This is a genomic window from Variovorax sp. W2I14, from assembly GCF_050435205.1.
In the GTDB taxonomy this organism is placed as follows: Bacteria; Pseudomonadota; Gammaproteobacteria; order Burkholderiales; family Burkholderiaceae_C; genus Variovorax; species Variovorax paradoxus_C.
Genome location: NZ_JBNDJX010000001.1, coordinates 2,173,055 through 2,199,563 on the forward strand (window position 1 = coordinate 2,173,055; position 26,509 = coordinate 2,199,563).

The following is a 26,509-nucleotide window of genomic DNA, read 5'->3' on the forward strand; positions in this document are numbered from 1 at the left end:
CTCCTCCCGGTTCGGTTGCTCCTGGCGCCAATGTGGAGGCGACCTGGATGACAACGAAAGACGACCCCCTGCCTGATCGATAGCACGGGCTTCGTCACCAGCACCGCCTCATCGGGAATGCAGGTGCGAAGCCTTTAGGAACGTTTAGGAAGACTTTAAACCGTTTAGAGCGCTGCGTTCCTACGATGACTTCACGAACAACTCATCGATCCCCAACCACCGAGCGCAGTGCTCGACCAACCTCGACGAACAGGAGAACGCCATGCCTTCCACCATTCCCTACGACCCGACACTCGCGCTCGGCAACCTCGTGACGCAGGAGCGCCTGGATCTGCTTTCGCAGATCGCGTCCAAGCAAAGCCCGGCGGACGACGCCGAGGATCACCTCAATGACCTGATCACCCTGCGCCGCAGCTTCGACATGACCATCCAGGAGCTGATGGACATGGACGTGGACACCTCCGACATGGCCAAGCAGCGCGGCGATGTCAACAAGCAGATCACGGCCGCCGCGGTGGAATACAGCAAGGCCAAGATCCAGGCCGAGCAGGACATCCTGCCGCTCAAGCGCAAGATCAAGGCAGTGGGCTCGGGGCCCGAGAGCCCGATCGACTACAACCGCACGCAGATCAAGTCGCTGCCGATTTCGGCCGACTCGATGAAGATGAACGTCCAGTACTTCGCGTTCGACAAGAATGCGCAGAGCAGCCAGACCCATGCTGCGACCATCGCTTCTTTCGTCAGCGACGAAACATCGTGGCTCGGCGACTCCATCTCCGGCGCCGCGAGCACGGCCGCGCAGAGCCAGACCAACAGCCAGCACCAGCGTCACGACATCGTCGGCACGCTGGTGATCAGCGCCACCTGCACCCACAAGAACGCGCAGCTGCTGGCCCCCTTCATCATCGACGTCGACAAGGCCATCCGGGTCTGGAATGTCTGCCACCCGGATCTGTTCATCGACACCTCGACGGCCTCGGCGCTGGCCACCATCGCCAAGCAGGTGGAAAAAGACCAGGACAAGTGCCTGACCCTGCTCTCGGGCGCCGTCTACGGCTCCTGCTTCATCGGCATGGTGCACGTGCTCAACACCACCACCACCGACTCCAGCGAGGACATGTACTCGGTCGCCAGCAAGTTGCAGACCTCGTTCAAGATCGGCGGTTGGTTCGCCGACGAACAGGGCGGCTTCGGCGTGGAGAACAGCTTCTCCAACGATGCGAAGAACCTGCTGAGCGCACAGAACATCACTTCGCATTGCACCCTGGTCGCGATGGGCTCGATCCCTTCGATCAAGTCGAACCAGGTGCAGATGAGCGTCAAGGGCTTCGTCGACAGCGACGGCGCCACCAGCATGGCCGCACTGGCCAAGCTGCAGAACGCCACGGCCGCGGACCAGGACTCGGTCGATGCCTCGGCCAATGCGGCCCGTACCGGCGGCCAGTTCGTGGCGATGCAGAACGCCAAGGTGACCGCGGCGCTGTCGGCCTTGAACGACATCGACAACTCGCAGAACAACATCATCGACACCAACTCGATGATGGTCGCCTTCGAGGACTACGTGAACAAGGCCCTGGCCGGCAACATCGGCGTGCCGATCATGTACTACACCAAGCCGATCACGCGCGTGCAGCTCGCGCAGATGTGGGTCGCCAAGTACTTCCCCGGCCGCTACCTCGCGATCGCCGGCGACGACTCGACGCCGGCTGCGTCCGGCACCGCGCCCGCGCCCGCACCGGCGCCCGATGCGGCGACAGCCTGAGCGCCCATCTCCCCATTTCATCAACCGACCAGAAAGGAAAAATCATGGCTATCGACAATGCGGCGACCTTCCTCGCCAACCCCCTGGCCTTCATCGGCGGGGCACCGATCGTGTTGGACCAGATCGGGCAGAACATGCCGGGCGGGGGCTTCGCGCCGGTGAACAACCAGCGCTCGCGCTTCACCCTGAGCACCGGCGCACCCGGTGTGGCGCCGGCGCCCGGCAGCCTGCCGCGGCTGCGCATGCAGCCGCCCGCCGTGGCCGTGGGTGGCGTGGTGCCGCAGCCGCCCCTGGCGGCGCTCACCACGCTCGACGCGTACTACTGCCATGCCGGCGTTGGCGCCGCGGCGTTGAACGCGTTGCCCTATGTGGACATCCCCATCGCGCCCGGCGCGGCCGACGCGCACCTGCTGTTCACCACCGGCATGAACGGGTGCGCCCTCTTCGTGGCCAGCGCCGTCGACCCGGGCGCGCCCGCCCTGGCGGCCGGCCACTGGCGCGTGTTGCACGACCCCTCGCACCGCAGCCTGGCGGCGCTGCACGCGGGCAACTACGTCATTCACTTTGCGGCCTATGTCGACGCCGTGCAGCCGGGGCCGGTACCGGCCGCCTGGGCCGCAGCGCCCATCGTGCGCAACTACAACCCCCACAACTACCCGTTCATGCTGCCGCCGCCGGCGCCGCCGCTGAACCAGCGCGTGATCACCAACTTCCTCTGGTGGGACGGAGCGCACTGGAACTTCGGCAGCAAGCACTACCACTTGCTGGGCGCGAACCCGAGTCCCATCGACGCGCCGCCGGGTGCGGGGCCCAACAGCACGCAGAGCTGCGCGCTCTGAGTGGGAGCCACCGGCAGGGCCACCTGCCGGCGAGGCGCAACCAGACGGCCGCACAGGAGCACCCGCTTCAGTGTTCCGCGTGAAGCGCAGCGATTCCCGGAGTGCGCACGCGGCTCCTCGGGCGGGCCGACCGCCGCCCACCTTTTCTTTCCACCAGCCATCCGAAAGCAAGCCATGCCTCAAATCACTCTCGCCTCGATGCAGGACTGCATCAACGCCGCCTTCGCCGCATACGACCACAACCCGCCCACCGTGGGCACGATCCAGGTCCACACGACCAACAACGGCGTCGTGCCGGTCACCTGCAGCATCCAGGCCGGCCAGTCGCTGTTCAACTGCGGAACGGACCCCACCGGCAATTACTCGATGCCGGCGGCCCAGGCCAACAACCTGCGGATCTGGTGCCAGACGCATCCGGGCGGCCCCAACGGCAACTGGTCGTACGGCTATCGCGGACCGGACCCGACGCATCCGAACCAGGCCAACGTCACGTTGATCAACTGGAACGCCTTCATGTTCAATTTCCACGTCGTGCTGTCCTGAGCCCGGCAGGAACGGCAGCGTCCACGGCCCCATGCCCATCGGCCAGGCGCTGCGCGTTCCTTCGAGTGACCCGGAGCCCAGCAACAGGAGACACACCATGCGTCGCTTCAACCCTCAGGAAATCGCTTGGCTGGAGTGCCTGGTGCTGGTGGCGCGCATCGGACCCATCTCGGCCCCGGCCCTTTTGGCACGCCTGCATTTCAGCCGCGCTGCCGGACGTGCGTTGATCCTTCAGCCACGCGGTCACTTCGGCTATTGCTACGTGCGGCGCGCACATCTGGCCAGGGCCGACGCGGCCCAACTTGAGAGGCGCTCACTGATGGCGCTATTGCTCTTGCTGGCGTGGCTGCGACGCGAAGGCTATGTCGCGGTCGAACATCACGAGGGCGACATGCAGCCACCCCTGCTGGTGGTCGGCGAAGCCTTCGACGCCGTGCGCCCCGAACGCTCGCGCGTCGTGCTCAACGCGGAAGGCGACTACAGCTGCGAGCCGCATCAGGTGCTCAGTGCGCACGGGCAAGTTGCCTATGAGGGGCTGCGCCTTGAAGGCGATGCCTTCGCGCTCGCCCACGAATGGGCGCGCGGGACGCTGCATGCGTCTCTCGCGCTGGAAGAACTGCTCGCACTTGTTCGTCCAACACCGGAACCCGCCCCTGCTTGCGCACCGGTGGAAGCAGTAAGTGCCAAAGCGCCAGGCGGTGGGTCTCGCACCATCGCCGCCGTTGCACGGACCATGCTTCGCCTGAACGTGGTGACCTGGCTGACCCTGTTGGTGTGCGCCGCCATTGCGGGAATCCAGCTGGGTGGCGCAGTCCATCCTGGCGAGCGCACCACCCGACCCGACTCCGCGCCCGTCGCCGCAATGCACACGGCCCCTGTGTCCATGCAACGGGGCCTGCCTGTCACGCATGCGCCGGCGGCTTCCATCAGTGCGCCGGCCCCGGCAGCTGCCGCGTCCGCCCCGCCCCCCACGTCCACGGTCACGCCCGCATCGACACCTGCGGGCCCGCTGCACGGCCTGGACGTCTCCAAATGGAACGGCAACTGGGTCGACCACTTGAAAGGCGCGCTGGCGGGCATCAGCTTCGTCTTCGTTCGCGCCAGCGACGGCCTGACCGCCGACCCCGCCTTCGATCGCCACTGGACTGCGGTTCGCAGCAATGGGCTGGTGCGCGGCAGCTACCACTTCTACCGCGTCGACATCGACGCCGACGAGCAAGTGCGTTTCTACCTTCGCATGCTGGGCGGCACGTCCGAGCAAGGCGACATCGCCCCCGCGCTCGACTTCGAAGCCGAGAGCTTCCCTCCCGGTGCGCCGCCATCGAAGGAGAAGGTGCAGGCCGATCTGCTGCGCGCGTTGCAAGCGCTGGAGCGGCATGGAGGTCGCGTTCCCATGATCTACACCAACTGGGACATCGGAACGAAATGGCTCGATGACGAGCGTTTCGCGCGCTACCCGCTATGGATCGCCGACTGGTCGCAACGCAATGCGCCGCGTCTGCCCGCGACCTGGACGCAGCGAGGCTTTCGCTTCTGGCAACGCACCGATCACTACCAGCCTCCCAACGACAACAAGCTGGCCATGGACCTCGACTGGTTCATCGGACAGCACAAGGATCTGACGCGCTGATACGGCTCCCTCAATCTCAAGGACATCCCATGACTTCATTCGTTCCAGAAAAGACGCAGCGCCATGCCGCTGCCGCTGCGGCTGCGGCTGCGTCATGCACCGGTGCGTTGCTGCTCGTGCTCGCTGTGAGCGCCTGCGGCGGAAGCGGCGGCGGTTCGAATCCGAATGCGCTGACGCTTCCACAGCCGCCGGGAAATCCGTCCGGTCCTGTCCAGGGCGTGGCGTGCCTGGACCTCGACGGCAATGCAACCACTGTCAAACCCAAGACGGTCGCCATTCACAACAATTCGGAAGGCACGATCTATCCCGTATTGGCGATCGGCCCCAAACCGGTCGACCAATGGCTGCAAGGGTGTTTTCGCACCACGGCAAAGGCCTATCCGTCCACTGCCGTCTACAAGTTGTACGTCAACGAGGGCAAGGGGATTCCGAAGAACGCCTCGGTGGAGATCACGTTGCCGCTGTACAGCGAATTGGCTGCCGGCCAATACATCACGTGGTGGAACGGCGGGCGCGTCGTTCTGGCGGACCGCATCGACAGGATGCGAGATCCCGAAGACACGCCATTGTCCGCACCCGAGGGTGTCAGCTGCAGTGGCGAAGGGACGCGCTGCGACTTGAGCACCTATTCCGGCAAGACCCAGTTGCCGGACAACGCCTTCGCCCAACTGTCGGAATACTCGTACGGGGGTTTCATCACACTGCCCGGCCAGACGAAGCCTTACCTGAACACCGACAACGTCGGATACAACATTTCCTATGTGGATCACGTCTATATGCCCGTCGCAATCGGGCCCAGGAACAATCCCTACATCGGATTCAGCGGCTCATCGCAGCCGCTGGCCGAGTTCAGAAATACGCTGCGCTCATTTCTCGGTCAGGGACCCGGCCGGGGATGGCCGGTCTACAACCTGGAGGAGCTGAAGCTGCCCGGGGGATACAACGTCTTCGCGCAACGCTCGGGCGTATTTCCCAGGGCCGACAACGTGCCCGTGAAACCGGCGACCGGTGCCCCGCCAGTGCTGACCGTGCTGGCTTGCATCGAGGGGAATTGCACCGACGATCAGAAAAAAAATCTCCATTTCGGTGAATCGGTCCAGCATGTGCAGAACCTCTGGGGTTCCTGCGTGGCATGGGGCGCCGAAGACATCAGCGCCTATGTCACGGCAACGGTCCAATGCCCTGCGGATTTGAAAGAAAAGCTGGAAGTCATCAGGCGATTCTTCGAGAAGAACCATGCGGATTACCTGCAACTGCATGCGGACAAAAAATGCGCAGGCACCACGCCTGTGACGCCTGAATTCAATTACTGGCAGGCGCTCACGCACATCTATGGCTGGGTTCCCTTCAACGAGGGATGCGGCGCGGACGCAAACCCGCTCGGCAAGACCACGATTCCCGACTGGAATCACGCAAAGATCCAACCCATGTACATCCATGAGCTGCAGTACAACCATCTGCAGCCCAGCGTCGTGGCAAGGCCGGAACTCACCTTCAATCCCTACGTGAAGTTGATTCACGACGCGCTCAAGATGAACGCCTACGCCTTCTCCGTCGACGATGCGGTCGGGTTCATGAGCGAATTGGGCGATGGCTTGATCTTTAGCGTGGGCGGAACGAAGGGTCTCGAAAACGGCAAGCAGTTCAGCTACGCGGGTGGCTTCTTCCTGAACATCGGCATACCGCAGAGCCAGGTGGGCAGTCACGAGCAACTGCTGAAGAAATACGGCGTCTGCGCAATGGGCCAGGACCCGGACGACCCGAATTGCGACAAGGACAAACAGGATGTCTCGATGCCTGTCTCCAGCCAGATTGCAGGATTCAGGGTGGGCACCGTACCGAGCTATCCGATCAAGGTACGGTTCACGGACGAGAAGGACAACGTCTATACGTTGGTCGTGAACAAGGAATATCCCGTGTGCACCGACCCGGTCCAATGCTTCAAGAACGACGGCGACAAAAAAGCGATCTACGACAAGGCGTTGTGCAGCGTCGTCGACAAGCGGGGGCAAGCGCATTCCAGGTCGTCGGCGTGGTGCGTGGGCGGCGATCCGAACCAGCACAAGGACCAGGCCGACGACCCGCAACTGACCAAGAACTTCCTGAACTTTCCGGTGCCCGTCGACTACCTGCCGTGATCGACACTTGCTATCGCCTGCACGGTGTGAAGGAACTCGTCAGGTCTCGCAAACCCGGCCGATGTGCGGCCACTGCCGGCGAACATGGGAAAGCAGCGGCCTGGACGCGAGCCACGCCGCCCCGCATATTCGCGCCGCGCTCAAAGGCTCTTGCCAAGCCTGCGCGCCGAGCCGAGATACCCAGTACGCCGCGCAACCAGCAGGCCGACTGCCGCGAGACCGACCATGGCAATCGCTGCGGTATTCCCCGAGGCGGCGCGTCCCATGTCGAGCGCAATCTCGCCGCTGCGCGGCCCGACGAGCTGCAGGCGCCGTTTGGTCATCCGCATGCCCAGCTCGCCCAACTCGTCGGCCAGGAGGCGCTCGGCCTCGGGAATCACCAGCGTCTCCTCGTCCGCGACATGGTGCATCACATCGCGCATCAGCTCGGCCACGGTGTCGTCGTAGTCGCGGGCCTCCGGCTCCATCTGCCGCAGCAGGCCGATCAGTCGCCGCATTTCCTGGTGCTCGTCGAGCGACTTGGCGATGAGTTCGTTCTGCGTGACTGCGCGGACTGCCGGGTAGAAGATTTCCTCCTCGAGCTGCGCGTGCACTTCCAGGGCGGTGCACATGGTGTTCACCAGCCCTTTCTTCACGCGCACGGGCGCGCTGGCCTTGTACTGGTGGAAGGTGGAGAGCACGTGCGTGTGATCCAGCCGGATCATGTTCGTCGCACTCGGAAAAAGGCGTGACACAAGTTTCGTCATGAGGCTCCTCTGTCAGGCGACGGCGCCGAACTTTTCCATCACATCGACGCTGCGGTGGTCGGCATCGGGCTCTGTGTGTTTGCTGATGGGCATCGTGGGCTCCATTGGATGAATGAATGAATCGGGAAAGTCGAACGTGGAGCCGGCGGCCGGCCCCGTGCGTAGGAAAGTACCGTGTCCGCATAGCAGTGCGGACTACCCTTCGAAACATGCAGCGACTTCCGCCCGAGAGTTCCCCGCGGGTCGCGCGGCTGAAATGCGCTTATAAAGCGCTCGCCCCCATCATTGATTCTTAAGCGAGCGCGTATGAAGTCCGCAGGCTTGAAAGGCACCGTGTCCATCGAGCTGGTGCACGAGGCGATCCATGCCGCGGTGCTCCGGAACATGGACATCAGCAGCGTCCTCGAAAGCGCAAAGATCGATCGCGAGCTGTTGAACGCGCCGCGTGCGCGCATCTCGGCGGCTGCGTACTCGCGCATGTGGGTGGCAATGGCCGATCTGATGGACGACGAGTTCTTCGGCCTGGACAGCCACGGGCTCCGTCGGGGCAGCTACGCGCTCATGACGCGCGCGGCGGTCAACGCCGACAACCTGGCGCATGCCTTGCGCCGGATTCTGAGATTCCTTCATTCGACATTGGACGACTTTCGCGGCGAGCTGGTCTGCGATGGCGTCGAGGCGCGCGTCGTCCTGCATGACGGCGGCGTGCTGCGCCGGCTGTTCGGCTACGGCACCTGGTTCATCCTGGTCCACGGATTGGCATGCTGGCTCGTGCACAGGCGCATTCCCCTGCGCGAAATGCAGTTCCGATGCCCGCCTCCGAGCGACGACAGCCACTACCGCACGCGCTTCTGCGAGAACCTGAAGTTCAACGGCGAGACCACGCACATCAGCTTCGCAAGCGATCTGCTGGACCTGAAGATCGCGGAGTCGCCGGCAACGGTCGACAACTTCCTGAAGGCGGCGCCGGCCAACCTGCTGGTCAAGTACCGCAACGACGCGAGCACCAGCGCGCAGGTGCGCAACAGGTTGCGCAGCCAGGTGCCCGATGCATGGCCGGAACTGGAAAAGCTCGCACAGGAACTCTGCATCTCCGGCACCACGCTTCAACGCCGCCTGCAGCAGGAAGGCGTGAGCTACCAGCGCGTGAAGGACGACTTGCGGCGGGACATCGCCATCGACCTCCTGTCGAGCGCGTCACTGACGGTGGCTGAGGTCGCCGCCCGCACCGGATTCCAGGAAACCAGCGCCTTCCATCGCGCCTTCAAGAAATGGACAGGCGTGAGCCCCGGCGCCTATCGCTCGTCCACGCCCACTCGGGAATAAGCCGAACCTTTCGGCGTTTGCCAGGGACGCCGGCATGTCCGAATGCCCCATCCAGATCGAGACGCGCGGGCATGGAAGCGGAGCGCCTGCAGAACTAACCTCCTTTCGAAATCGCATCTCGCGATAGCTCGAACGACAGGAGACAACATGCAGCACCTCGGCCGTGACCGCGACGGGGCGATTCGCCCGGCGTCGACATAGCAAGGAAACCGGAATGAACCGAACGATGGCGCCGCCGCTGGATGCACAGGCGCTGCGGGGAGCGGTCGACTGGGCCATTGCCACCCGACGCAGCGTCAGGGCGTTCCTGCCCCAGCCGGTGCCGAGGGACGAGATCGAGGCGATCCTCTCGACCGCGCGCTACAGCGCCTCCGGCATGAACATGCAGCCTTGGCATGTGCATGTGCTGACGGGGCCTGCAAAGGCCCGTCTGTCGGCCGCGATTGCGGTGCTCGACGACGATCCCGGCCGGTCGGGCGAGCTGCTCGAGCCCTACGACTACTACCCGCGCGAATGGTTTTCGCCGTACCTGGAGCGGCGCCGCAAGGTGGGTTGGGACCTGTACGGATTGCTCGGCATCGCCAAGGGCGACAAGCAGCGCATGCACCTGCAGCACGGGCGCAACTACCGCTTCTTCGATGCGCCCGTGGGCCTGTTCTTCACGGTGGACCGCGAGCTCCAGGAAGGCAGCCTGCTGGACTACGGCATGTTCCTGCAGAGCGTGATGGTGGCTGCGCGCGGCCGGAACCTTCACACCTGCCCGCAAGCCGCTTTCCTGAAATTCCATCGCCAGATCGCGGACCTGCTGGGCATTCCCGCCGGCCAGATGCTGGTCTGCGGCATGAGCCTGGGCTACGCCGACCCGACGTCGGTCGAGAACTCGCTCGTCACCGAGCGCGAGCCCGTGTCCGCCTTCACCATATTTCACGACACCACCAGGGAGACCACCGCATGAGCGCGCCATCCTATGCTCAGGGCCTCGAACGCTGCGCGGCGAATCATGTGCCGCTCACGCCGCTGGGCTTTCTCGACCGCGCCGCCCTGGCGCATCCGAACCGCGTGGCGGTGGTGCACGGCGAGCTGACGCGAACCTGGGCCGAGACGCGGGAGCGCTGCCACCGCCTGGCGTCGGCGCTGGCGATGCGAGGCATCGAGGCGGGCGACACCGTGTCGGTGCTCGCGCCCAACACGCCGGCCGTGCTGGAGGCCCACTTCGGCATTCCGCTGGCCGGCGCGGTGCTCAACGCGATCAACCATCGCCTGGATGCCGAAGGCATCGCGTTCATCCTGCGCCACGGCGAATGCAAGTTGCTGATGGTCGATCGCGAGTTCGCCGCCACGGTCGCCGCGGCCTTGAAGCTCCTCGACGACCGCGCGCCTGCGGTCATCGACATCAACGACCACCTCGCACCGCCCGGCGAACCCATCGGCGAGACCGATTACGAATCGCTGCTGGCGAGCGGGGACGCTGAATTCTCAGGCCAGTGGCCCAGCGACGAGTGGCAACCCATCGCCCTGAACTACACCTCCGGCACCACCGGCGACCCCAAGGGCGTGGTCGCCAGCCATCGCGGCACCTACCTCATGAGCCTGCTGCAGATCACGAACTGGGCGATGCCCCGGGCACCGAAGTACCTGTGGACCCTGCCCATGTTCCACGCGAACGGCTGGTGCTTCACCTGGGCCGTGACCGCGGCCGCGGGCACCCATGTCTGCCTGCGCCGGGTGTCCGCCGAGGCGGTGCTGGAGGCCATCGACCGGCACCGGATCGATCACCTCTGCGCAGCACCCGTCGTGATGGCGATGCTCGCGGATGCGGCGAAAGACACCCGGCTGCCGCGTCCCGTGCGCGTGCTGACCGCCGGCTCGCCGCCGCCGCTCGCCGTGCTGAATGCGGTGCTGGCGATGGGCTTCGACGTGGAGCACGTCTTCGGCATCACGGAGGTTTCGGGCACGCCGGTGAGTTGCGTGTGGCAGGACGGCTGGGACGATCTGGCGCCCGCCGAGCAGGGCGCGCTGCGGGTGCGCCAGGGCGTGCGCGCCGCCATGTTCGAGGGCCTCATGGTCGGCGATGCCGACACCCTCGAGGCCGTCGTGCCGGACGGCAAATCGGCGGGCGAACTCATGCTGCGCGGCAACACCGTGATGATGGGCTACTTCAAGAACGAGGCGGCAACGCGCAAGGCGCTCGCCGACGGCTGGTTCCGCACCGGCGACGTTGCGGTTTTGCATGCCAACGGGTATGCCCAGATCACCGATCGTTCGAAGGACGTGATCATCTCGGGCGGCGAGAACATCTCGTCGGTCGAGATCGAGGACATCGTCCATGGACACCCGGCGGTGCTGCATGCGGCCGTGGTGGCCCAGCCCGACAGCAAGTGGGGCGAGGTGCCGTGCGTATTCATCGAACTCAAGACCGGTGTCGCCGCGCCCACCGAGCAGGAGATCATTTCGTTCTGCCGGGAGCGGCTGGCTCACTTCAAGTGCCCGCGCCGGGTGATCTTTACCCCGTTGCCGAAAACGGCCACAGGAAAGATCCAGAAGTTCCGCTTGCGCCAGCAGGCCGGCAGCCAGGACGCCATCACCCGGCTCGCGAACCATGGTTGAGTTCGAAGCTGCCGCGGCCCTGGCGCCGGTCGGACCCGGCTACCGATTCTCGCGACACCACACTTTCGACGAAGCGCAGGTGCGGGCCTTTGCACTGGCCGCGGGAGACGAGAACCCCCTGCACCACGACGCGGCGTTTGCACGGGGCACGCGCTTCGGCGGATTGATCGCCAGCGCGACCCATACCACCGCCCTCTTGATGGGGCTGACCGGCAGCCACTTCGGCAAGAAGGGAAAGGTGCTCGGAATGAACTTCTCCGTCGACCTGCTGCGCCCCGTGCGGGCGAGCGAGACCGTGCTCATCGAGTGGCGCGTGACGTCGATGGCCGCGCATTCGAAAGGCGGCTGCGTCCTCGAACTGCAGGGTGCGATCAAGAGCGCGGATGACCGGACCAGTGTGCTTGCGCAGGGGACGGTGCTCTTCACGCCTGCCTCATGAGGGCGGCTCCTCCTCACGTATAGCGCGTCTCCAACGCATCCCACTCCGGCTTGCCAACCAGCCGCTGGCGCTCGGCAAAGGTCGTGACCAGCCCGCTGGATTCCAGCACCTGCTTCTCATCGCGCAGCACGGTCAGCGCGTTCTGCATGCCGGCGACTGCCCCCTGCAGCGCCGCATTGGCGTAGAGCACGATGCCGTAGCCGAGCTCGCCCAGGTCCTCGGCGTTGAAGATCGGCGTCTTGCCGCCAATCACCATGTTCATCAACTGCGGCTTGGCCAGTCGCTGCGGCAGCGCACGAATCTCATCGGCCGTGGTGACCGCTTCGACGAACAGGATGTCCGCTCCCGCCTCCGCGAACTTCTGCGCCCGCTCGACGGCAGCCTCGAAGCCATGCACGGCGGCCGCGTCGGTGCGGGCCATGATCAGGAGGTCCTGGTCCTGCCGCGCATCGACGGCCGCCTTGATCTTGCTGACCGCTTCTTCCGTAGCGATCACTTCCTTGCCCGAGAAATGGCCGCAGCGCTTGGGCGCCACCTGGTCTTCGAACTGGATGCAGTCGGCGCCCGCGCGCTCGAGCGTGCGCACCGTGTGGCGCACGTTCAGCGCATTGCCGAAACCCGTGTCGGCATCGACGATCAGCGGCACAGACACCGCGTCGCGGATGCGCGCCGTGTGGTCGGCGATTTCGGCGAGGCCCATGAAGCCCTGGTCGGGCATGCCGAACCACATGTTGGTAACGCCGGCACCGGTGATGTAGATCGCCTTGAAGCCCAGGTCTTCGACGACCTTGGCGGAGAGCGCGTTGAAGGCGCCGGGAACGATGAGGCCGCGGCGGGCTTCGGCGAGGGACTTGAGTTGCTTGCGGGTGGACATCAGAGAACTGCCATTCATCATCAGAAACTGTCGCCGGGCACGCGCACCCAGCCTTCCATCAACACACGGGCGCTACGGCTCATCAGGGCCTTGGTCACCACCCATTCGCCATCGTCGGCCTTGCGGGCCTCGGCACCGACGCGCAGCGTGCCCGACGGATGGCCGAAGCGCACGGCCTGGCGCTCGCCGCCGCCGGCCGCGAGGTTCACCAGCGTGCCGGGAATCGCCGCTGCGGTGCCGATGGCGACGGCTGCCGTCCCCATCATGGCGTGGTGCAGCTTGCCCATCGACAGCGCACGCACCAGCAGGTCGACGTCCCCTGCCCTCACCGGCTTGCCGCTGGAGGCCGTGTAGTCCTTGGGCGGCGCAACGAAGGCGACCTTGGGCGTGTGCTGGCGCTTCGCTGCTTCGGCGATGTCCTTGATGAGCCCCATCTTCACAGCACCGTATGCGCGGATGGTCTCGAAGATGGCCAGCGCCTTCGCGTCGCTGTTGATCGCGTCCTGCAACTCGGTGCCCGTGTAGCCGATGTCGGCGGCGTTGACGAAGATGGTGGGAATGCCCGCGTTGATCAGCGTGGCCTTGAGCGTGCCGACCCCGGGCACCTCGAGGTCGTCGACGAGCTTGTCGGTCGGGAACATCGCGCCGCCGCCTTCACCATCGCCCTCGTCGGCCGGGTCGATGAATTCGAGCGGCACTTCGGCCGCGGGGAACGTGACGCCATCGAGTTCGAAGTCACCGGTCTCCTGCACCTCGCCCTCGACGATCGGCACGTGGGCCACGATGGTCTTGCCGATGTTGGCCTGCCAGATGCGCACGATGCAGGTGCCGTTCTGCAGCACACGCGCCGGGTCGATCAGCCCCTGCGCAATCGCGAACGGCCCGACCGCCGCCGACAGGTTGCCGCAGTTGCCCGACCAGTCGACAAAGGCGTTGTCGATGGAGACCTGGCCGAAGAGGTAGTCGACGTCGTGGTCCGGCCGCATGGAGCGCGACAGGATCACGGTCTTGGAGGTGGACGAGGTGGCCGCGCCCATGCCGTCGATCTGCTTGGCGTAGGGGTCGGGGCTGCCGATCACGCGCAGGAGGAGCGCATCGCGCGCCGGGCCGGGTTGCTGCGCTTGCGTGGGCAGGTCCTGCAGGCGAAAGAACACGCCCTTGCTGGTGCCGCCGCGCATGTAGACGGCGGGAATCTTGATCTGGGGAGCGGATGCCATGGCGTTTTGGATGATGGTTGTCTCAGGCGGCGAGTTTGTTCTCGGCCAGGAAGTCTTGCGCAAAACGCTGCAGCACGCCGCCCGCCTCGTAGATAGACACTTCTTCGGCCGTGTCGAGCCGGCAGGTCACCGGGACCTGGAGCGTCTCTCCGTTCTTGCGGTGCACGACCAGCGTCAGGTCGGCGCGCGGCCTGGGCTCGCCGACCACGTCGTAGGTTTCGGTGCCATCCAGGCCCAGCGTGAGGCGCGTGGTACCGGGCTTGAACTCCAGCGGCATCACGCCCATGCCGAGCAGGTTGGTGCGGTGGATGCGCTCGAAGCCCTCGGCCACCACGGTCTCCACGCCTGCCAGCCGCACGCCCTTCGCGGCCCAGTCGCGCGACGACCCCTGGCCATAGTCGGCGCCGGCCACGATGATGAGCGGCTGCCGGCGGTTCAGGTAGGTCTCGATGGCCTCCCACATGCGCACGACCTTGCCTTCGGGCTCGATGCGCGCGAGCGATCCCTTCTTCTGCACACCATCGACCATCGCCATCTCGTTGACGAGCTGCGGGTTCGCGAAGGTGGCGCGCATGGCCGTCAGGTGATCGCCGCGGTGCGTGGCGTACGAGTTGAAGTCTTCTTCCGGCAGGCCCATCCTCGCCAGGTACTCGCCCGCGGCACTGTCCAGCAGGATCGCGTTGGAGGGCGACAGGTGATCGGTCGTGATGTTGTCCGGCAGCAGGGCCAATGGCCGCATGCCCCGCAGCGTGCGCGGCACGGCAGCGAGCGCGCCCACGCCCTCGCTGTCCCAGTACGGCGGGCGGCGGATGTAGGTGGACTGCGGCCGCCAGTCGTACTGCGGGCTCACCTTCTCGCCGTTGTCCGCATGGATCGCGAACATGGGCTCGTAGACCTTGCGGAACATCTCGGGCCGCACCGATGCCGCAACGATCGCGTCGATCTCCTCGTCGCTCGGCCACAGGTCGGCCAGGCGAATCTCCTTGCCGTCGACCACGCCCAGCACGTCGCGCTCGATGTCGAAGCGCATCGTGCCTGCGATGGCATAGGCGACCACCAGCGGCGGCGAAGCGAGGAAGGCCTGCTTCGCATATGGATGGATGCGGCCGTCGAAGTTGCGGTTGCCCGAGAGCACCGCGGTGGCGTACAGGTCGCGCTCGATGATCTCCTGCTGGATCTTCGGGTCCAGCGCGCCCGACATGCCGTTGCAGGTGGTGCAGGCGAAGGCGACGATGCCGAAGCCCAGCTGCTCCAGGTCGGCCAGCAGGCCGGCATCGCGCAGGTAGAGCTCCACCGTTTTCGAGCCCGGTGCAAGCGACGACTTGACCCACGGCTTGCGCTTGAGGCCCAGCCGGTTCGCATTGCGCGCCAGCAGGCCCGCGGCGATCACGTTGCGCGGGTTCGAGGTGTTGGTGCACGAGGTGATGGCCGCGATGACGACGGCGCCATCGGGCATCAGGCCCGCGGCCTCCTGCTGCCGGGCTTCGGCCAATCCGACGGCGATGTCGCGCTCGGCCAGTTGCGAGGTCGGCAGGCGGCGGTGCGGGTTGGAAGGGCCGGCCATGTTGCGGACCACGCTCGACAGGTCGAACGTCAGCACGCGCTCGTAGCTGGCGGTCTTCAACGCCTCGCCCCAGAAGCCGGCGGTCTTCGCATAGGTTTCCACCAGCGCGACCTGCGCATCCTCGCGGCCGGTGAGCCGCAGGTACGTGAGCGTCTGGTCGTCGATGTAGAAAAGCGCGGCCGTGGCGCCGTACTCGGGGCACATGTTGGAGATGGTGGCGCGGTCGCCGATCGTGAGGCCCTTCGTGCCCTCGCCGAAGAACTCCAGGTACGCGCCGACCACCTTCTCTTTGCGCAGGAACTCGGTGAGCGCCAGCACGATGTCGGTGGCGGTGATGCCGGGCTGGCGTCGCCCAGTGAGCTCAACGCCGACGATGTCGGGCAGGCGCATCCACGAGGCGCGGCCCAGCATCACGTTCTCGGCTTCGAGGCCACCGACGCCCACCGCGATCACGCCCAGCGCATCGACGTGCGGCGTGTGGCTGTCGGTGCCCACGCAGGTGTCGGGGAAGGCCAGGCCGTCCTGCACGCAGACCACCGGCGACATCTTCTCCAGGTTGATCTGATGCATGATCCCGTTCCCCGCCGGGATCACCTCCATGTTGGCGAAGGCGCGCTTCGTCCAGTCGATGAAATGGAAGCGGTCTTCGTTGCGGCGGTCTTCGATCTGGCGGTTCTTCTCGAAGGCTTGCGGATCGAATCCGCCGCACTCCACGGCCAGCGAATGGTCCACGATCAGCTGCACCGGCACGACAGGATTTACCTGCGACGGATCGCCGCCCTCGGCCGCGATCGCATCGCGCAAACCCGCGAGATCCACCAGCGCGGTCTGGCCCAGGATGTCGTGGCACACCACGCGCACCGGAAACCAGGGAAAGTCGCGATCACGTCGGCGCTCGATGAGCTGCAGCAGGCACTCGTCGAGGATCGTCAGGTCGCAGCGCCGCACGAGGTTCTCGGCGTGCACGCGCGCGGTGTAGGGCAGCGTGTCCCATGCGCCGCGCTGCAGCGCATCGACCGCGGCGCGGGCGTCGATGTAGTCCAGCGCGGTGCCGGGGAGTTGTTTTCTGTGTCGTTCGTTCATCGTGGCGAATCGGAAAGCCTCTCAAACACGCGCCGCGATCGGCACGAACTTCAGGTCTTCGGGACCGGTGTAGTTGGCGCTCGGGCGGATGATCTTGTTGTCCACCCGCTGCTCGATCACATGCGCAGCCCAGCCGCTGGTGCGCGCAATCACGAAGAGCGGCGTGAACATGGCCGTGGGCACGCCCATCATGTGATAGCTCACCGCGCTGAACCAATCCAGGTTGGGGAACATCTTCTTGACCTCCCACATCACGGTCTCCAGGCGCTCCGCGATGTCGAACATCTTGGTGGAACCGGCCTCCTCGGACAGCGATTTCGCCACGCCCTTGATCACCACGTTGCGCGGATCGCTCACCGTGTACACCGGGTGCCCGAAGCCGATGACGACCTCCTTGGCCTCCACGCGGCGGCGGATGTCGGCCTCGGCTTCGTCGGGCGCGTCGTAGCGCTTCTGGATCTCGAAGGCGACCTCGTTCGCGCCGCCATGCTTGGGGCCGCGCAGCGCGCCAATTGCGCCGGCGATGGCCGAGTGCATGTCGCTGCCGGTGCCGGCGATCACGCGCGCGGTGAAGGTGCTGGCGTTGAATTCGTGCTCGGCGTACAGATTCAGCGAGGTGTGCATCGCGCGCACCCAGGCCTCGGAGGGCTTTTCGCCGTGCAGCAGATGCAGGAAGTGGCCGCCGATCGAATCGTCGTCGGTCTCCACCTCGATGCGCTTGCCCTGGCTGCTCCAGTGGTACCAGTACAGCAGCATCGAGCCGAGCGAGGCCATCAGGCGGTCGGCGATGTCGCGCGCGCCGGGCAGGTTGTGGTCGTCCTTCTCGGGCAGCACGCAGCCCAGCGCCGAGACGCCGGTGCGCATCACGTCCATCGGATGGGCGCCGGCGGGCAGGCTCTCCAGCGCGGCCTTCACGTTGGCCGGCAGGCCGCGCATGGCCTTGAGCCGCATCTTGTAGGCCCTGAGTTCGGCGCGCGTGGGCAGCTTGCCGTGCACCAGCAGGTGGGCGATTTCCTCGAACTCGCAGACCTCGGCGATGTCCAGGATGTCGTAGCCGCGGTAGTGCAGGTCGTTGCCGGTGCGGCCCACGGTGCAAAGCGCCGTGTTGCCCGCGGTCACGCCCGAGAGGGCGACGGATTTCTTGGGCTTGAAGCCGGCCGGGGCAGCCGTTTCGTTCGTGGTGGTGGTCGTGGTCATGCGGTTTCCTTGTTCAGATAAGAGCGATCGAGGCCGGTGGGGCGGCCGGCGGCGTTGACCGCCACCATCTCGAACACACCCTTGAGGACTTCTTCCGCGGGAACGCCCGGCACGTCGGCGATGCCGGTCACGCACACGGTCATCGAGCAGCGGCCGATGCGGCTGACCCAGCCGCGCAGGATGAGTTGGTAGCCCACCGGCACCGGCGCGAGAAAGGCGACGCTGGTCACGCCCGCCATCACCACCTCGCGCTGTGCCAGGCCGCGTGCGGCCAGGAAGGCCGCCTTGCTCATCAGCTGCAGGCCCTGGCCGGCGAAGAGCGTGCCGCGGTGATTGGCATGCACCGGCAGCACCAGCTCGCGGAGTTCGGTTGTTCCAACGGGTGTCGTCATGCTTCGCAATCTACGCAGATTGCGCGCTTCGCATAAGGACTGAAAGGGCGAACTCTTGCGAAGGCGATCGCGAGCTATTGCGAATGCTGCGAATTCCTGGCGCTGCTTACGCCCAGCCGCTGCCGGGCCGGGTCTTCACGCAGACGCGAAGCGTCAGTCGGCGTCGCCCACGTCGTCCATCGCCATCAGGCTCGCATCGTCGCCCTCTTCACGAGGCCCGACGCCCAGGTCTTCCGACAGGCCCTTGAGCACGACGTAGCCTGCCTGCAGCGCATCGCCGTAGGTGGCGAAGCCCGTGGCGGCCTCCATCAGCGGTTCGAACTCCATCGAGTTGTCGAAGGATTCGAGGAGCACCCAGAAATAATCCCCGGCGTCGTGTTGGTCGACGGTGAGGGCAATGGAGATGAGTTGGCCAGCCATGGGCGCATGGTGGCGCGGTCAAGTGACAGTCGCGCGAAACGGCTGTGAAGGTTCTGCTGCCGCAGCGAGGCCCCGCGATCGTGATTTCGTTGGCAGGCCCGCGGACGAACCGTCGCCAAAACACTACGTTCCTGCGCGTATCCAGCCTTCACGGCCGTCACCGCAATCGACGATGCTCGGGTCATGTCCACGGCACGCTCGCAACCGACTTTTCGCCCCGGCTGGCGCATCGCGGCGTCGATCTACACGGTCGCCGGCGTGATGTGCGTGCTCGGGACCGCGGCCGTGCCGGACAGCGACGCGGGCATGCTGCTCGCCATCGCGGGCGGCCTGCCGTGGTCGCTGGGCCTGCTCACGCTCGACCTGTCGCCCGGCGTGGCGAACACCGCGCTGATGCTGCTCGCGGGCAGTTGGGCGGTCAACGCGGGGCTGCTGTGGTGGCTGGCGCTGCGGCGCGTCGGGCCGCCGCTTTAACGCGGCGCGAGCCTGCCGAAGCACACGGCAAGGCGGCCCCGGTAGCACCTCCGCCTGCGTGCAGCGAAAGAAGCTGCCCCGCCGGCCGCGCATTCCGGATGTTTCGATGCGATCATTTCGCGGCGCAGGCATCCCTGCGTCGCGAGACCCCGACTCGCCGATTGCCTGATTTCCCGAATCCGAGAACAAAGGAAGACAAAACAATGCCCAGACCCCTGCACGCCAATTCGCCGCTGATCGGCGTTCCCGGCGGCCGCCATCTGCTCGACACCCCCGCCCTGCTGATCGACCTGCCCGCGATGACCCGCAACATCGAACGCATGGCCGCCTTTGCGAAGGCGCGCGGCATCGGGCTCCGGCCGCACGTGAAGACCCACAAGTCGATCGAGATCGCGCGGCGCCAGGTGGCCGCGGGCGCCATCGGCGTGAGCTGCGTCACCGTGGGCGAGGCGGAAATCATGGTCGACGGCGGCATCCGCAGCGTGCTGATCACCTCGCCCGCCGTCACGCCGAGCAAGATCGCGCGCCTCGTGAAGCTCGCTGAGCGCGCGGCGCCCGGCGGCGTGATGGTGGTGGCCGACAACCTCACCAATGTGGCCGACCTGGCCCGGGCCGCGAGCGGGTTGCTGCATGCGCTGCCTGTGCTGGTCGACTACGGCGCCGGCTACAACCGCACCGGCGCCGCGAACGAGGCGCAGGTGCTCGCGCTCGCCGCCGCCATCGCCGCCGAGCCGGGCCTGCGGCTGCGCGGCCTGCAGGCCTATGCGGGCAACCTGCAGCACATCGTGGCGCGCGAGGAACGCGACGCGAGAGCGGCGGCCCTGCGCGAAACCGTGGCGGGCATCGTCGCGGCGGCCCGGCGCAAGGGGTTCAACTTCGAGATCGTCACCGGTGCCGGCACCGGCACCCACGACCTCGATTCGGAGCAGAACGCCTTCACCGAACTGCAGGCCGGCTCCTATGTCTTCATGGACGCGGAATACACGCAGGTGCTGGCCGCCGGCACCGAGCCCTCGCCCTTCGAGGTGGCCCTGTTCGTGCAGACGGCCGTGGTCAGCACCAATGCGGCGGAATGGGTCACCGTCGACGGCGGCACCAAGTGCTTTGCCACCGACGGCGGCGTGCCGCTGGTCGCGCGAGGCACCGATGCCGCGAGCCGCTACGCCTTCTTCGGCGACGAGCACGGCAAGCTGATGCCGGCCGGGCCGCGCCCCGCACTGGGCACGCGCATCGAGTTTGTGACGCCGCACTGCGATCCGACGGTGAACCTGCACGACGTCTATCACGTGGTCGAAGGCGGGGCGCTGGTGGCGATCTGGCCGGTGGATGCGCGCGGGAAGCGATAGCCCGTTGCAGGCGATGCGCCCGGCATAAGCAAACTCGGAAAGCGCATTTCCCAAGCCAGGTGGCGGCGGGCACAGTGCGGGGCCAATGCCCATCCTCCAAGACACCCCGCGCGCGGCGCGCGCCAACGTGGCGCCGGCCGCGCCCTCCTCGCAGCAACTCCTCGCGCGCTTTCGTCCCATCTTCAACCGCATCGCCGTTCATGCGGCGCAGCGCGAGAACGATCGCGAATTGGCTCACGAGCCGGTCGCCTGGCTCAACGCCGAACGCTTCGGCGCCCTGCGCGTGCCTGCCGAATACGGCGGCATCGGAGCGTCGGTCGAGCAGCTGTACGACCTGCTCATCGAGCTCGGCGAAGCCGACTCCAACCTGCCGCAGATCCTGCGCGCGCACTTCGGCTTCATCGAGCGGCTGTTCGCCGAGATCGATCCGTCGCTGCATGGCCCGTGGATGCGGCTCGCGGCCGAAGGCGTGATCTTCGGCAACGCCACCACCGAACTCGGCGAAGGCGCGCTCGGCGCGCTGCAGACCACGCTGTCGCGCGACGGCGATGCGTGGCGCCTGGACGGCGACAAGTACTACAGCACCGGCACGCTCTACGCCGACTGGATCTCGGTGTCGGCCCAGCGCCTGAACGCCGATGGCAGCAGCGACCGGGTGATCGCGCTCGTGCCCTCCGAAGCCGAAGGCGTGGAGCGCGTGGACGACTGGCGCGGCTTCGGCCAGCGGCTGAGCGCATCGGGCACCACGCGCTTTCGCAACGTGCGGGTGAAGCCCGAGAACGTGCTGCTCTACGTGCGCGACCAGCCGACCCCGCTCACCGCGCATTTCCAGCTCACGCACCTCGCCACGCTGGCGGGCATTGCGCGCGCCATCGTGCGCGACGCGGTGGCCTTCGTGCAGCCGCGAAAGCGCGTCTACAGCCACGGCAGCGGCGACACGCCGCGCGAAGATCCGCTGGTGCAGCAGGTCATCGGCCAGTTGGCGAGCACCGCATTCATCGCGGCCTCCACCGTGCAGGCGGTGGCGCGCGGGCTCGGCGAGGTCGACCGCTTCCGCCAGCGCGGCGAGCCCGTTCCCGAGAGCCTGCTGTTCGAGGTGGAGCTCAACACCGCGAAGGCGCAGGCCGGCATCGTCGATGCGGTGCTGCAGGCGGGCACGCGGCTCTTCGACATCGGCGGCGCCTCGGCGCTGCAGGAAGACCGCCGGCTCGACCGCCACTGGCGCAACGCGCGCACGCTGGCATCGCACAACCCGACGATCTACAAGGGGCGCGTGGTCGGCGACCACCTGCTCAACGGAGCAAGGCCGACGTTCTACTGGGCGGTGGGAGCGATTGCGGCCTGAGCTGGGTCAAGGCGCAAGAAGAAGGAGACAGGAGAGGGAAGCGAAGCCTCAGACGCGAGGCAGCGCGGCAAGGAAAGTGGAGACAACGATTGCTGCAGCGCGATCCAGTTGCAGGATGTCGGCCACATCGAAGGCGTGCGGCGCGGTGCGTCCGCTGGCGCCGAGGGGCTTGCGGATCTCGACAAGCACTTCGGCCGCGAGTTCGCGATCGCTGCGTGGCCCGCCGTCGGGGTGCATCACCCATTCATCGACTTGATCGAACGGAATGCTGCGGAAAACCCCGACGATGGGGATGTACTTGTAGCGATCCTCGCCCACCAGGATGGGCACGCTGAGGTTACAAAAGAACGTGGTGGTCGACATGCGGGGCCGCCGTCGCTAGGCAAAGCTGTCGATTGTTAAGGAGTGAGCGTTCAGGAGCCATCCTTCCAAGGGACTACTCCCCGGCAAGACGTGACCTTCTGCACACAAAGTGATTCCATTTCCATCCATCCCTCCCATAAAACAACTACTTAATTCTTACACACCGATACCCGATGTGTGTTAAATGCCGATTTATTCGGCAATCAGAATGCGTAAATCGTTCGGAAAGGGAGACGCCGCGCTTCCTTTCGGAGCGCGGACGATGCAACGCAACGGAGGCTTGCGGGTCAGGCGGGTGGATCGAAACGCGGTGCGCGGCGCTCGATGTTGGCCTTCACGGCTTCGGCTTGGTTAGCGCTCCCGATCAGCGCCTTCTGCTCGACCGATTCCGCCATCAGCAACTCCGCGGCACTCTGCGACATGGCCGCATTGAGCAGGCGCTTGCCGGCGCGAATCGCATCGGGACTCTTGCCCGCGATCTCGTGCGCCATCCGCAGCGCATCGGCCAACGGGTCGGTCGAGAGGCGCGTGGCAAAGCCGATCTGCAGCGCCTCTTCGCCCGAGAAGATGCGCCCGGTGAAGGTGAGCTCGCGCACCACGTCGTTGCGCGCCAGCTCGCGCATCAGCACCATGCCGGCCATGTCGGGCACGAGGCCCCATTTGATTTCCATCACCGACAGCTTCGTGTCGGGCGCGACGATGCGCACGTCCGCGCCCAGCGCCACCTGAAGACCACCGCCGAAGGCCACGCCGTGCACCGCGGCGATGACCGGCACAGGCACCTCGCGCCAGACCATCGCGACATGCTGCGCGGCGTTGGAAATGCCGTGGGTGCGCTTCACCAGATCGGCCCCTGCCGCGCCCTCCCCCAGCACGCCCTCGCCGGCGCCCTGCTGCATGCGCTCGAACGAAGCCATGTCGAGCCCCGCGCAGAACGCCTTGCCGCGGCCGGAAATCACCACGGCGCGCACCGCCGTGTCGCCGCGCAGGGCCTCGCCGGCTTCGATCAGCGCATCGAACATCGCGGGGTCGAGCGCGTTCATCTTGTCGGCGCGTGCCAGCTGCAGTTCCACCACGCCGTCGGGGTGGCGGGTCCATTCGATGCGATCGCTCATGCGGGTCTCCTGTGGGTTTGGGCCAGTATCGCCCGGCACAGTGCCTGGGCGATGATGGCGGCTGTCGCCTACCCAACACCTCTGCCATGCCGCTGGACCGTCGCCATTTCCTTCTTCAATCGGGTTCGGCCGCCGCCGTGGTGGCGCTGTTCGGCCAAGGCTGTGCGGTGCCTTCCACGGCGCGCAGCAACGGCGATGCGCTCGGGTTCACTGGCGTGCCCGTGTCCCTCCGCGATGCTGTCGTCGTGCCACCCGAATACGAATGGCAGTTGCTCTACCCCTGGGGCACGCCCACCGGCATCGCGGGCCAGATGCCGGCCTTCGCGCCGGACGGCGCCAACAGCGCCGCCGATCAGGCGGTGCAGGCCGGGATGCACCACGACGGCATGCACTTCTTTGCACTCGACACGCGCGGGGATCGCGGCCTGCTCGTGATGAACCACGAATACACCGACGAGCAACTGCTGCACACCGACGGCGTCAAGGTGTGGACCGCGGACAAGGTGCGCAAGTCGCTCCACGCGATGGGCGTCTCGGTGATCGAGATCCGCCGCACATCCACCGGCTGGCAGCAGGTGCAGCCCTCGCCCTTCGCGCGCCGCATCCACGGCAACACGCCGATGCGCATCACCGGCCCGGCCGCGGGCACGCCCTTGATGCGCACCGCCACCAACCCGGCCGGCGATCAGGTCTTCGGCACCTTCGCCAACTGCGCGATGGGCGTCACGCCCTGGGGCACGTATCTCACCTGCGAAGAAAACTTTCATGGCTACTTCGGCGGACCGAAGGAAGCGGCGAAGGACATGACGGACGCACAGCGCCGCTACGGCACGGTCCCGGGCACGCAATGGGTCAAATACTGGCGCTTCGACGAACGCTTCGACCTCAGCCGCCATCCGAACGAACCACACCGCTTCGGCTGGGTGGTGGAGATCGATCCCTTCGACCCCGCGTCCACGCCCGTCAAGCGCACGGCGCTCGGCCGCAAGCGCCAGGAGAGCGCCACCTGCACGACATCGAAAGACGGCCGCGTGGTGGTCTACATGGGCGACGACGCGCGCTTCGAATACATCTACAAGTTCGTGAGCCGCGAGAAGGTGCAGCCCGGCATCGACGCTGCAGCGCGCGCTGCCAACCGCCACCTGCTCGACGACGGCACGCTCTACGTCGCGCGCTACGACGCCGGCGGACGCGGCCGGTGGCTCGAACTCACGCACGGCCGCAACGGCGTCGATGCGGCCAGTGGCTTTGCCAACCAGGCCGAGGTGCTGATCCACGCCCGCCTCGCAGGCGACATCGTCGGCGGCACGAAGATGGACCGCCCCGAGTGGATCGCCGTGCATCCGCACAGCGGCGAGGTGTACGTCACCCTCACCAACAACAGCCAGCGCGGCGACGCCGGCAAGCCCGCGCCCGATGCCGCCAACCCGCGCGCCGACAATCTCTTCGGCGGCATCCTGCGCTGGCGCGAGGACGGCGGCGATGCGGCGGGCACCGGCTTCGCCTGGGACCACTTCGCGCTGGCCGGCGACCCCGCGCAGGCGGGCAGCGGCGCGCGCTATCCCGCCGCCGATGCCGACATGTTCGGCAGCCCCGACGGCCTGCACTTCGACAGCGGCGGCCTGCTCTGGATTCAGACCGACATGAGCGGCCAGGTGATCGGCAAGCCCGCGTACGCCTCGCTCGGCAACAACCAGATGCTGTGCGCCGACCCGGCGACCGGCCGGATCAAGCGATTCCTGACCGGCCCGAACGGCAGCGAGATCACCGGCTGCGTGGTCACACCCGACCGCCGCACGCTGTTCGTGAACATCCAGCATCCGGGCGAGGCGCGCGACGATGGCAACGCCATGCCCAACAGCGCCTGGCCCGACGGCACAACGCCGGGCAGCGCGCGGCCGCGTTCGGCAACCCTGGCGGTCCGCCGGCGCGACGGCGGCATCGTCGGCACCTGAAGAGCAGGCAGAAGGAGCCCCCCATGAGCATCCGCATCGTTCGACTAGGTACGCCTCGGGCACCCGGCGAGGGCCTGCGTATCGGCACCGTTCGCCGTCCGCCGCGCGGCGTTCCGAAGACCGAGTTCGCCTCGCAGGATTGGTACGACGTCTGGTACCCCAACCTCGCGCCGTCCGCCGAGACGATGAAGCTGGGCCAGGAGGCGCAGGCGACGCAAGAGCCCGCGCAATGGAACGCCTTCGCGCGCAAGTACAAGTCCGAGATGGCCGAAGCCGACGCGAGCCGCAGCCTCGACCTGCTCGCCGCGCTCTCGCACGGCACCGCGCTGGCGGTCGGCTGCTATTGCGAGGACGAATCACGCTGCCACCGCTCGCTGCTGCGCGGGTTGCTGGCCGAGCGCGGTGCGGACATCGAGGGCTGAATCACACCTGGGGTGAAGCCAGGAATACCGGCAGGCTTTCTGCGCGTGCGGCATAGGCTGCCAGCAGCGGAAAACTGTTCGGCGCGATGACCTCGGGCAGCATCAACTGCGTGAAAGACCAGGCCACGGCCGTCGACACACCGGCCTGCGTCAGCATCGCTTCGTCATCGGGCGACGGCATCGCAGCCGCCTCCTGCTCCAGCGCCGAGTACGCCGCAGCGAGCTGCCCCTGCACCCGGTCGAGCCATGGCCGATGCAGCTTCTCGGCGGGGCGCAGGTTGTGTTCGTAGACGATCTGCACCGTCTTCTCGCAAGCGGCCAGCGCCAGCCCGGTGATGCGCAGCGCGCACTGCCGCTGTGCCACGTCGGCCGGCATCAGGCTGCGGCCGGCCAGCGCTTCCGCGTAGTCGATGATCAGCGTCGAATCCATCAACACCGAGCCGTCGTCGCACACCAGCGTGGGTGCCTTGACCACCGGGTTGATCGCGCGGAACTGCTCGAAGGTGCTGAAGACCGAGACCGGGCGGTGGTCGAACGCAAGGCCGAGCAGCCGCAGCGAGATGGCGGCGCGGCGCACATAGGGGGAATCGAGCATGCCGACGAGTTGCATCGTTTTTTTCTCCTGAAGGGTGTGCGCCACGATATCGGCGGCTGCGCTCGCGCCGAATGGCAACCCATCGAAAATCAGGGCCGCAAACCGATCACCCATCGG

The 26,509-nt window shown here is 66.5% G+C and carries 24 protein-coding genes; 14 read left to right on the top strand and 10 right to left on the bottom strand.

Translation table 11 applies throughout. The features are described from left to right. Positions 1-262: 262 nt before the first annotated feature. The 5 genes from QF040_RS09995 (at position 263) to QF040_RS10015 (ending at position 6,912) form a co-directional block, all read left to right on the top strand. Entirely contained in the window at positions 263-1,762 is a 1,500-nt protein-coding gene (locus tag QF040_RS09995) for a hypothetical protein (RefSeq protein WP_429610896.1), read from the top strand. 44 nt (positions 1,763-1,806) lie between these two features. Beyond that, positions 1,807-2,601 carry a hypothetical protein gene (locus QF040_RS10000; protein ID WP_429610897.1) on the top strand — a complete coding sequence of 265 codons (795 nt, stop codon included), beginning with the start codon at positions 1,807-1,809 and terminating at the stop codon, positions 2,599-2,601. 174 nt (positions 2,602-2,775) lie between these two features. Beyond that, positions 2,776-3,144, top strand: coding sequence for a hypothetical protein (locus tag QF040_RS10005; protein WP_429610898.1), 369 nt, complete (start codon positions 2,776-2,778; stop codon positions 3,142-3,144). A 97-nt stretch (positions 3,145-3,241) separates the two neighbouring features. Continuing rightward, positions 3,242-4,774 (top strand): glycoside hydrolase family 25 protein, encoded by a 1,533-nt coding sequence (locus tag QF040_RS10010; protein ID WP_429610899.1) that lies wholly within the window; start codon positions 3,242-3,244, stop codon positions 4,772-4,774. Between the two features lie 29 nt (positions 4,775-4,803). Next, entirely contained in the window at positions 4,804-6,912 is a 2,109-nt protein-coding gene (locus tag QF040_RS10015; protein ID WP_429610900.1) for a hypothetical protein, read from the top strand. A 140-nt stretch (positions 6,913-7,052) separates the two neighbouring features. On the opposite strand, the gene QF040_RS10020 is transcribed toward QF040_RS10015, so the two are convergent. Then, positions 7,053-7,658, bottom strand: a complete 606-nt coding sequence (locus tag QF040_RS10020; protein WP_013542048.1) for a hemerythrin domain-containing protein — start codon at positions 7,656-7,658, stop codon at positions 7,053-7,055. 306 nt (positions 7,659-7,964) lie between these two features. Between QF040_RS10020 and QF040_RS10025 the strand changes: the two genes are divergently transcribed. The 4 genes from QF040_RS10025 to QF040_RS10040 all read left to right on the top strand — a co-directional run bounded on the left by QF040_RS10025 (position 7,965) and on the right by QF040_RS10040 (position 12,030). Then, positions 7,965-8,984, top strand: a complete 1,020-nt coding sequence (locus QF040_RS10025) for an AraC family transcriptional regulator (RefSeq protein ID WP_429610901.1) — start codon at positions 7,965-7,967, stop codon at positions 8,982-8,984. 214 nt (positions 8,985-9,198) lie between these two features. Then, complete coding sequence (locus QF040_RS10030) at positions 9,199-9,939, top strand: nitroreductase (RefSeq protein ID WP_429610902.1); 741 nt, start codon at positions 9,199-9,201, stop codon at positions 9,937-9,939. Beyond that, positions 9,936-11,591: an AMP-binding protein gene (locus QF040_RS10035; RefSeq protein ID WP_429610903.1), complete on the top strand. Its 1,656-nt coding sequence runs from the start codon at positions 9,936-9,938 to the stop codon at positions 11,589-11,591. The genes QF040_RS10030 and QF040_RS10035 overlap by 4 nt, the downstream gene beginning before the upstream one ends. Next, positions 11,584-12,030, top strand: coding sequence for a MaoC family dehydratase (locus QF040_RS10040; RefSeq protein ID WP_429610904.1), 447 nt, complete (start codon positions 11,584-11,586; stop codon positions 12,028-12,030). The genes QF040_RS10035 and QF040_RS10040 overlap by 8 nt, the downstream gene beginning before the upstream one ends. 13 nt (positions 12,031-12,043) lie before the next feature. Here the strand turns inward: QF040_RS10040 and QF040_RS10045 are convergent, their stop codons facing one another. The 6 genes from QF040_RS10045 to QF040_RS10070 all read right to left on the bottom strand — a co-directional run bounded on the left by QF040_RS10045 (position 12,044) and on the right by QF040_RS10070 (position 18,777). Beyond that, a complete protein-coding gene (locus QF040_RS10045; protein ID WP_429610905.1) occupies positions 12,044-12,904 on the bottom strand; it encodes an isocitrate lyase/PEP mutase family protein in 861 nt (286 codons plus the stop codon). A 20-nt stretch (positions 12,905-12,924) separates the two neighbouring features. After that, a complete protein-coding gene (prpF, locus tag QF040_RS10050; protein ID WP_429610906.1) occupies positions 12,925-14,121 on the bottom strand; it encodes a 2-methylaconitate cis-trans isomerase PrpF in 1,197 nt (398 codons plus the stop codon). 22 nt (positions 14,122-14,143) lie between these two features. Beyond that, positions 14,144-16,768, bottom strand: coding sequence for a Fe/S-dependent 2-methylisocitrate dehydratase AcnD (acnD, locus tag QF040_RS10055; protein WP_429610907.1), 2,625 nt, complete (start codon positions 16,766-16,768; stop codon positions 14,144-14,146). Between the two features lie 21 nt (positions 16,769-16,789). Next, entirely contained in the window at positions 16,790-17,965 is a 1,176-nt protein-coding gene (gene prpC / locus QF040_RS10060; protein WP_429610908.1) for a bifunctional 2-methylcitrate synthase/citrate synthase, read from the bottom strand. After that, on the bottom strand, positions 17,962-18,357 hold the full coding sequence (locus QF040_RS10065; protein WP_307608269.1) for an acyl-CoA thioesterase: 396 nt from the start codon (positions 18,355-18,357) through the stop codon (positions 17,962-17,964). The genes prpC and QF040_RS10065 overlap by 4 nt, the downstream gene beginning before the upstream one ends. A gap of 153 nt (positions 18,358-18,510) precedes the next feature. Next, on the bottom strand, positions 18,511-18,777 hold the full coding sequence (locus tag QF040_RS10070) for a hypothetical protein (RefSeq protein WP_013542059.1): 267 nt from the start codon (positions 18,775-18,777) through the stop codon (positions 18,511-18,513). A 183-nt stretch (positions 18,778-18,960) separates the two neighbouring features. On the opposite strand from QF040_RS10070, the gene QF040_RS10075 reads away from it, so the two are divergent. The 3 genes from QF040_RS10075 to QF040_RS10085 all read left to right on the top strand — a co-directional run bounded on the left by QF040_RS10075 (position 18,961) and on the right by QF040_RS10085 (position 21,942). Continuing rightward, positions 18,961-19,251 carry a hypothetical protein gene (locus tag QF040_RS10075; protein ID WP_429610909.1) on the top strand — a complete coding sequence of 97 codons (291 nt, stop codon included), beginning with the start codon at positions 18,961-18,963 and terminating at the stop codon, positions 19,249-19,251. A 203-nt stretch (positions 19,252-19,454) separates the two neighbouring features. Next, on the top strand, positions 19,455-20,597 hold the full coding sequence (locus tag QF040_RS10080; RefSeq protein WP_429610910.1) for a DSD1 family PLP-dependent enzyme: 1,143 nt from the start codon (positions 19,455-19,457) through the stop codon (positions 20,595-20,597). An 85-nt stretch (positions 20,598-20,682) separates the two neighbouring features. After that, entirely contained in the window at positions 20,683-21,942 is a 1,260-nt protein-coding gene (locus tag QF040_RS10085) for an acyl-CoA dehydrogenase family protein (protein ID WP_429610911.1), read from the top strand. A gap of 48 nt (positions 21,943-21,990) precedes the next feature. On the opposite strand, the gene QF040_RS10090 is transcribed toward QF040_RS10085, so the two are convergent. Continuing rightward, the gene (locus QF040_RS10090; RefSeq protein WP_013542063.1) at positions 21,991-22,305 is read right to left on the bottom strand and encodes a hypothetical protein; all 315 of its coding nucleotides are present in this window, start codon (positions 22,303-22,305) and stop codon (positions 21,991-21,993) included. Between the two features lie 287 nt (positions 22,306-22,592). Beyond that, positions 22,593-23,420, bottom strand: coding sequence for a crotonase/enoyl-CoA hydratase family protein (locus QF040_RS10095; protein WP_429610912.1), 828 nt, complete (start codon positions 23,418-23,420; stop codon positions 22,593-22,595). An 86-nt stretch (positions 23,421-23,506) separates the two neighbouring features. Between QF040_RS10095 and QF040_RS10100 the strand changes: the two genes are divergently transcribed. Further along, positions 23,507-25,375: a PhoX family protein gene (locus QF040_RS10100; RefSeq protein WP_429610913.1), complete on the top strand. Its 1,869-nt coding sequence runs from the start codon at positions 23,507-23,509 to the stop codon at positions 25,373-25,375. A gap of 23 nt (positions 25,376-25,398) precedes the next feature. Next, positions 25,399-25,797, top strand: a complete 399-nt coding sequence (locus tag QF040_RS10105) for a DUF488 domain-containing protein (protein WP_429610914.1) — start codon at positions 25,399-25,401, stop codon at positions 25,795-25,797. A 1-nt stretch (position 25,798) separates the two neighbouring features. Here the strand turns inward: QF040_RS10105 and QF040_RS10110 are convergent, their stop codons facing one another. Beyond that, complete coding sequence (locus QF040_RS10110; RefSeq protein WP_429610915.1) at positions 25,799-26,407, bottom strand: glutathione S-transferase; 609 nt, start codon at positions 26,405-26,407, stop codon at positions 25,799-25,801. Between the last annotated feature and the right edge of the window lie 102 nt (positions 26,408-26,509).

Excerpts from the sequence above, each read along its gene's own strand:
- QF040_RS10010 (WP_429610899.1), top strand. The coding sequence starts at position 3,242 with ATGCGTCGCTTCAACCCTCAGGAAATCGCTTGGCTGGAGTGCCTGGTG.
- QF040_RS10000 (WP_429610897.1), top strand. The coding sequence starts at position 1,807 with ATGGCTATCGACAATGCGGCGACCTTCCTCGCCAACCCCCTGGCCTTC.
- QF040_RS10005 (WP_429610898.1), top strand. The coding sequence starts at position 2,776 with ATGCCTCAAATCACTCTCGCCTCGATGCAGGACTGCATCAACGCCGCC.
- QF040_RS10040 (WP_429610904.1), top strand. The coding sequence starts at position 11,584 with ATGGTTGAGTTCGAAGCTGCCGCGGCCCTGGCGCCGGTCGGACCCGGC.
- QF040_RS10035 (WP_429610903.1), top strand. The coding sequence starts at position 9,936 with ATGAGCGCGCCATCCTATGCTCAGGGCCTCGAACGCTGCGCGGCGAAT.
- QF040_RS10025 (WP_429610901.1), top strand. The coding sequence starts at position 7,965 with ATGAAGTCCGCAGGCTTGAAAGGCACCGTGTCCATCGAGCTGGTGCAC.
- QF040_RS10105 (WP_429610914.1), top strand. The coding sequence starts at position 25,399 with ATGAGCATCCGCATCGTTCGACTAGGTACGCCTCGGGCACCCGGCGAG.
- QF040_RS10070 (WP_013542059.1), bottom strand. The coding sequence starts at position 18,777 with ATGGCTGGCCAACTCATCTCCATTGCCCTCACCGTCGACCAACACGAC.
- QF040_RS10065 (WP_307608269.1), bottom strand. The coding sequence starts at position 18,357 with ATGACGACACCCGTTGGAACAACCGAACTCCGCGAGCTGGTGCTGCCG.
- acnD (WP_429610907.1), bottom strand. The coding sequence starts at position 16,768 with ATGAACGAACGACACAGAAAACAACTCCCCGGCACCGCGCTGGACTAC.
- QF040_RS10015 (WP_429610900.1), top strand. The coding sequence starts at position 4,804 with ATGACTTCATTCGTTCCAGAAAAGACGCAGCGCCATGCCGCTGCCGCT.
- QF040_RS09995 (WP_429610896.1), top strand. The coding sequence starts at position 263 with ATGCCTTCCACCATTCCCTACGACCCGACACTCGCGCTCGGCAACCTC.
- prpC (WP_429610908.1), bottom strand. The coding sequence starts at position 17,965 with ATGACCACGACCACCACCACGAACGAAACGGCTGCCCCGGCCGGCTTC.
- QF040_RS10080 (WP_429610910.1), top strand. The coding sequence starts at position 19,455 with ATGCCCAGACCCCTGCACGCCAATTCGCCGCTGATCGGCGTTCCCGGC.
- QF040_RS10085 (WP_429610911.1), top strand. The coding sequence starts at position 20,683 with ATGCCCATCCTCCAAGACACCCCGCGCGCGGCGCGCGCCAACGTGGCG.
- QF040_RS10020 (WP_013542048.1), bottom strand. The coding sequence starts at position 7,658 with ATGACGAAACTTGTGTCACGCCTTTTTCCGAGTGCGACGAACATGATC.
- prpF (WP_429610906.1), bottom strand. The coding sequence starts at position 14,121 with ATGGCATCCGCTCCCCAGATCAAGATTCCCGCCGTCTACATGCGCGGC.
- QF040_RS10100 (WP_429610913.1), top strand. The coding sequence starts at position 23,507 with ATGCCGCTGGACCGTCGCCATTTCCTTCTTCAATCGGGTTCGGCCGCC.
- QF040_RS10030 (WP_429610902.1), top strand. The coding sequence starts at position 9,199 with ATGAACCGAACGATGGCGCCGCCGCTGGATGCACAGGCGCTGCGGGGA.
- QF040_RS10045 (WP_429610905.1), bottom strand. The coding sequence starts at position 12,904 with ATGTCCACCCGCAAGCAACTCAAGTCCCTCGCCGAAGCCCGCCGCGGC.
- QF040_RS10110 (WP_429610915.1), bottom strand. The coding sequence starts at position 26,407 with ATGCAACTCGTCGGCATGCTCGATTCCCCCTATGTGCGCCGCGCCGCC.
- QF040_RS10075 (WP_429610909.1), top strand. The coding sequence starts at position 18,961 with ATGTCCACGGCACGCTCGCAACCGACTTTTCGCCCCGGCTGGCGCATC.
- QF040_RS10090 (WP_013542063.1), bottom strand. The coding sequence starts at position 22,305 with ATGTCGACCACCACGTTCTTTTGTAACCTCAGCGTGCCCATCCTGGTG.
- QF040_RS10095 (WP_429610912.1), bottom strand. The coding sequence starts at position 23,420 with ATGAGCGATCGCATCGAATGGACCCGCCACCCCGACGGCGTGGTGGAA.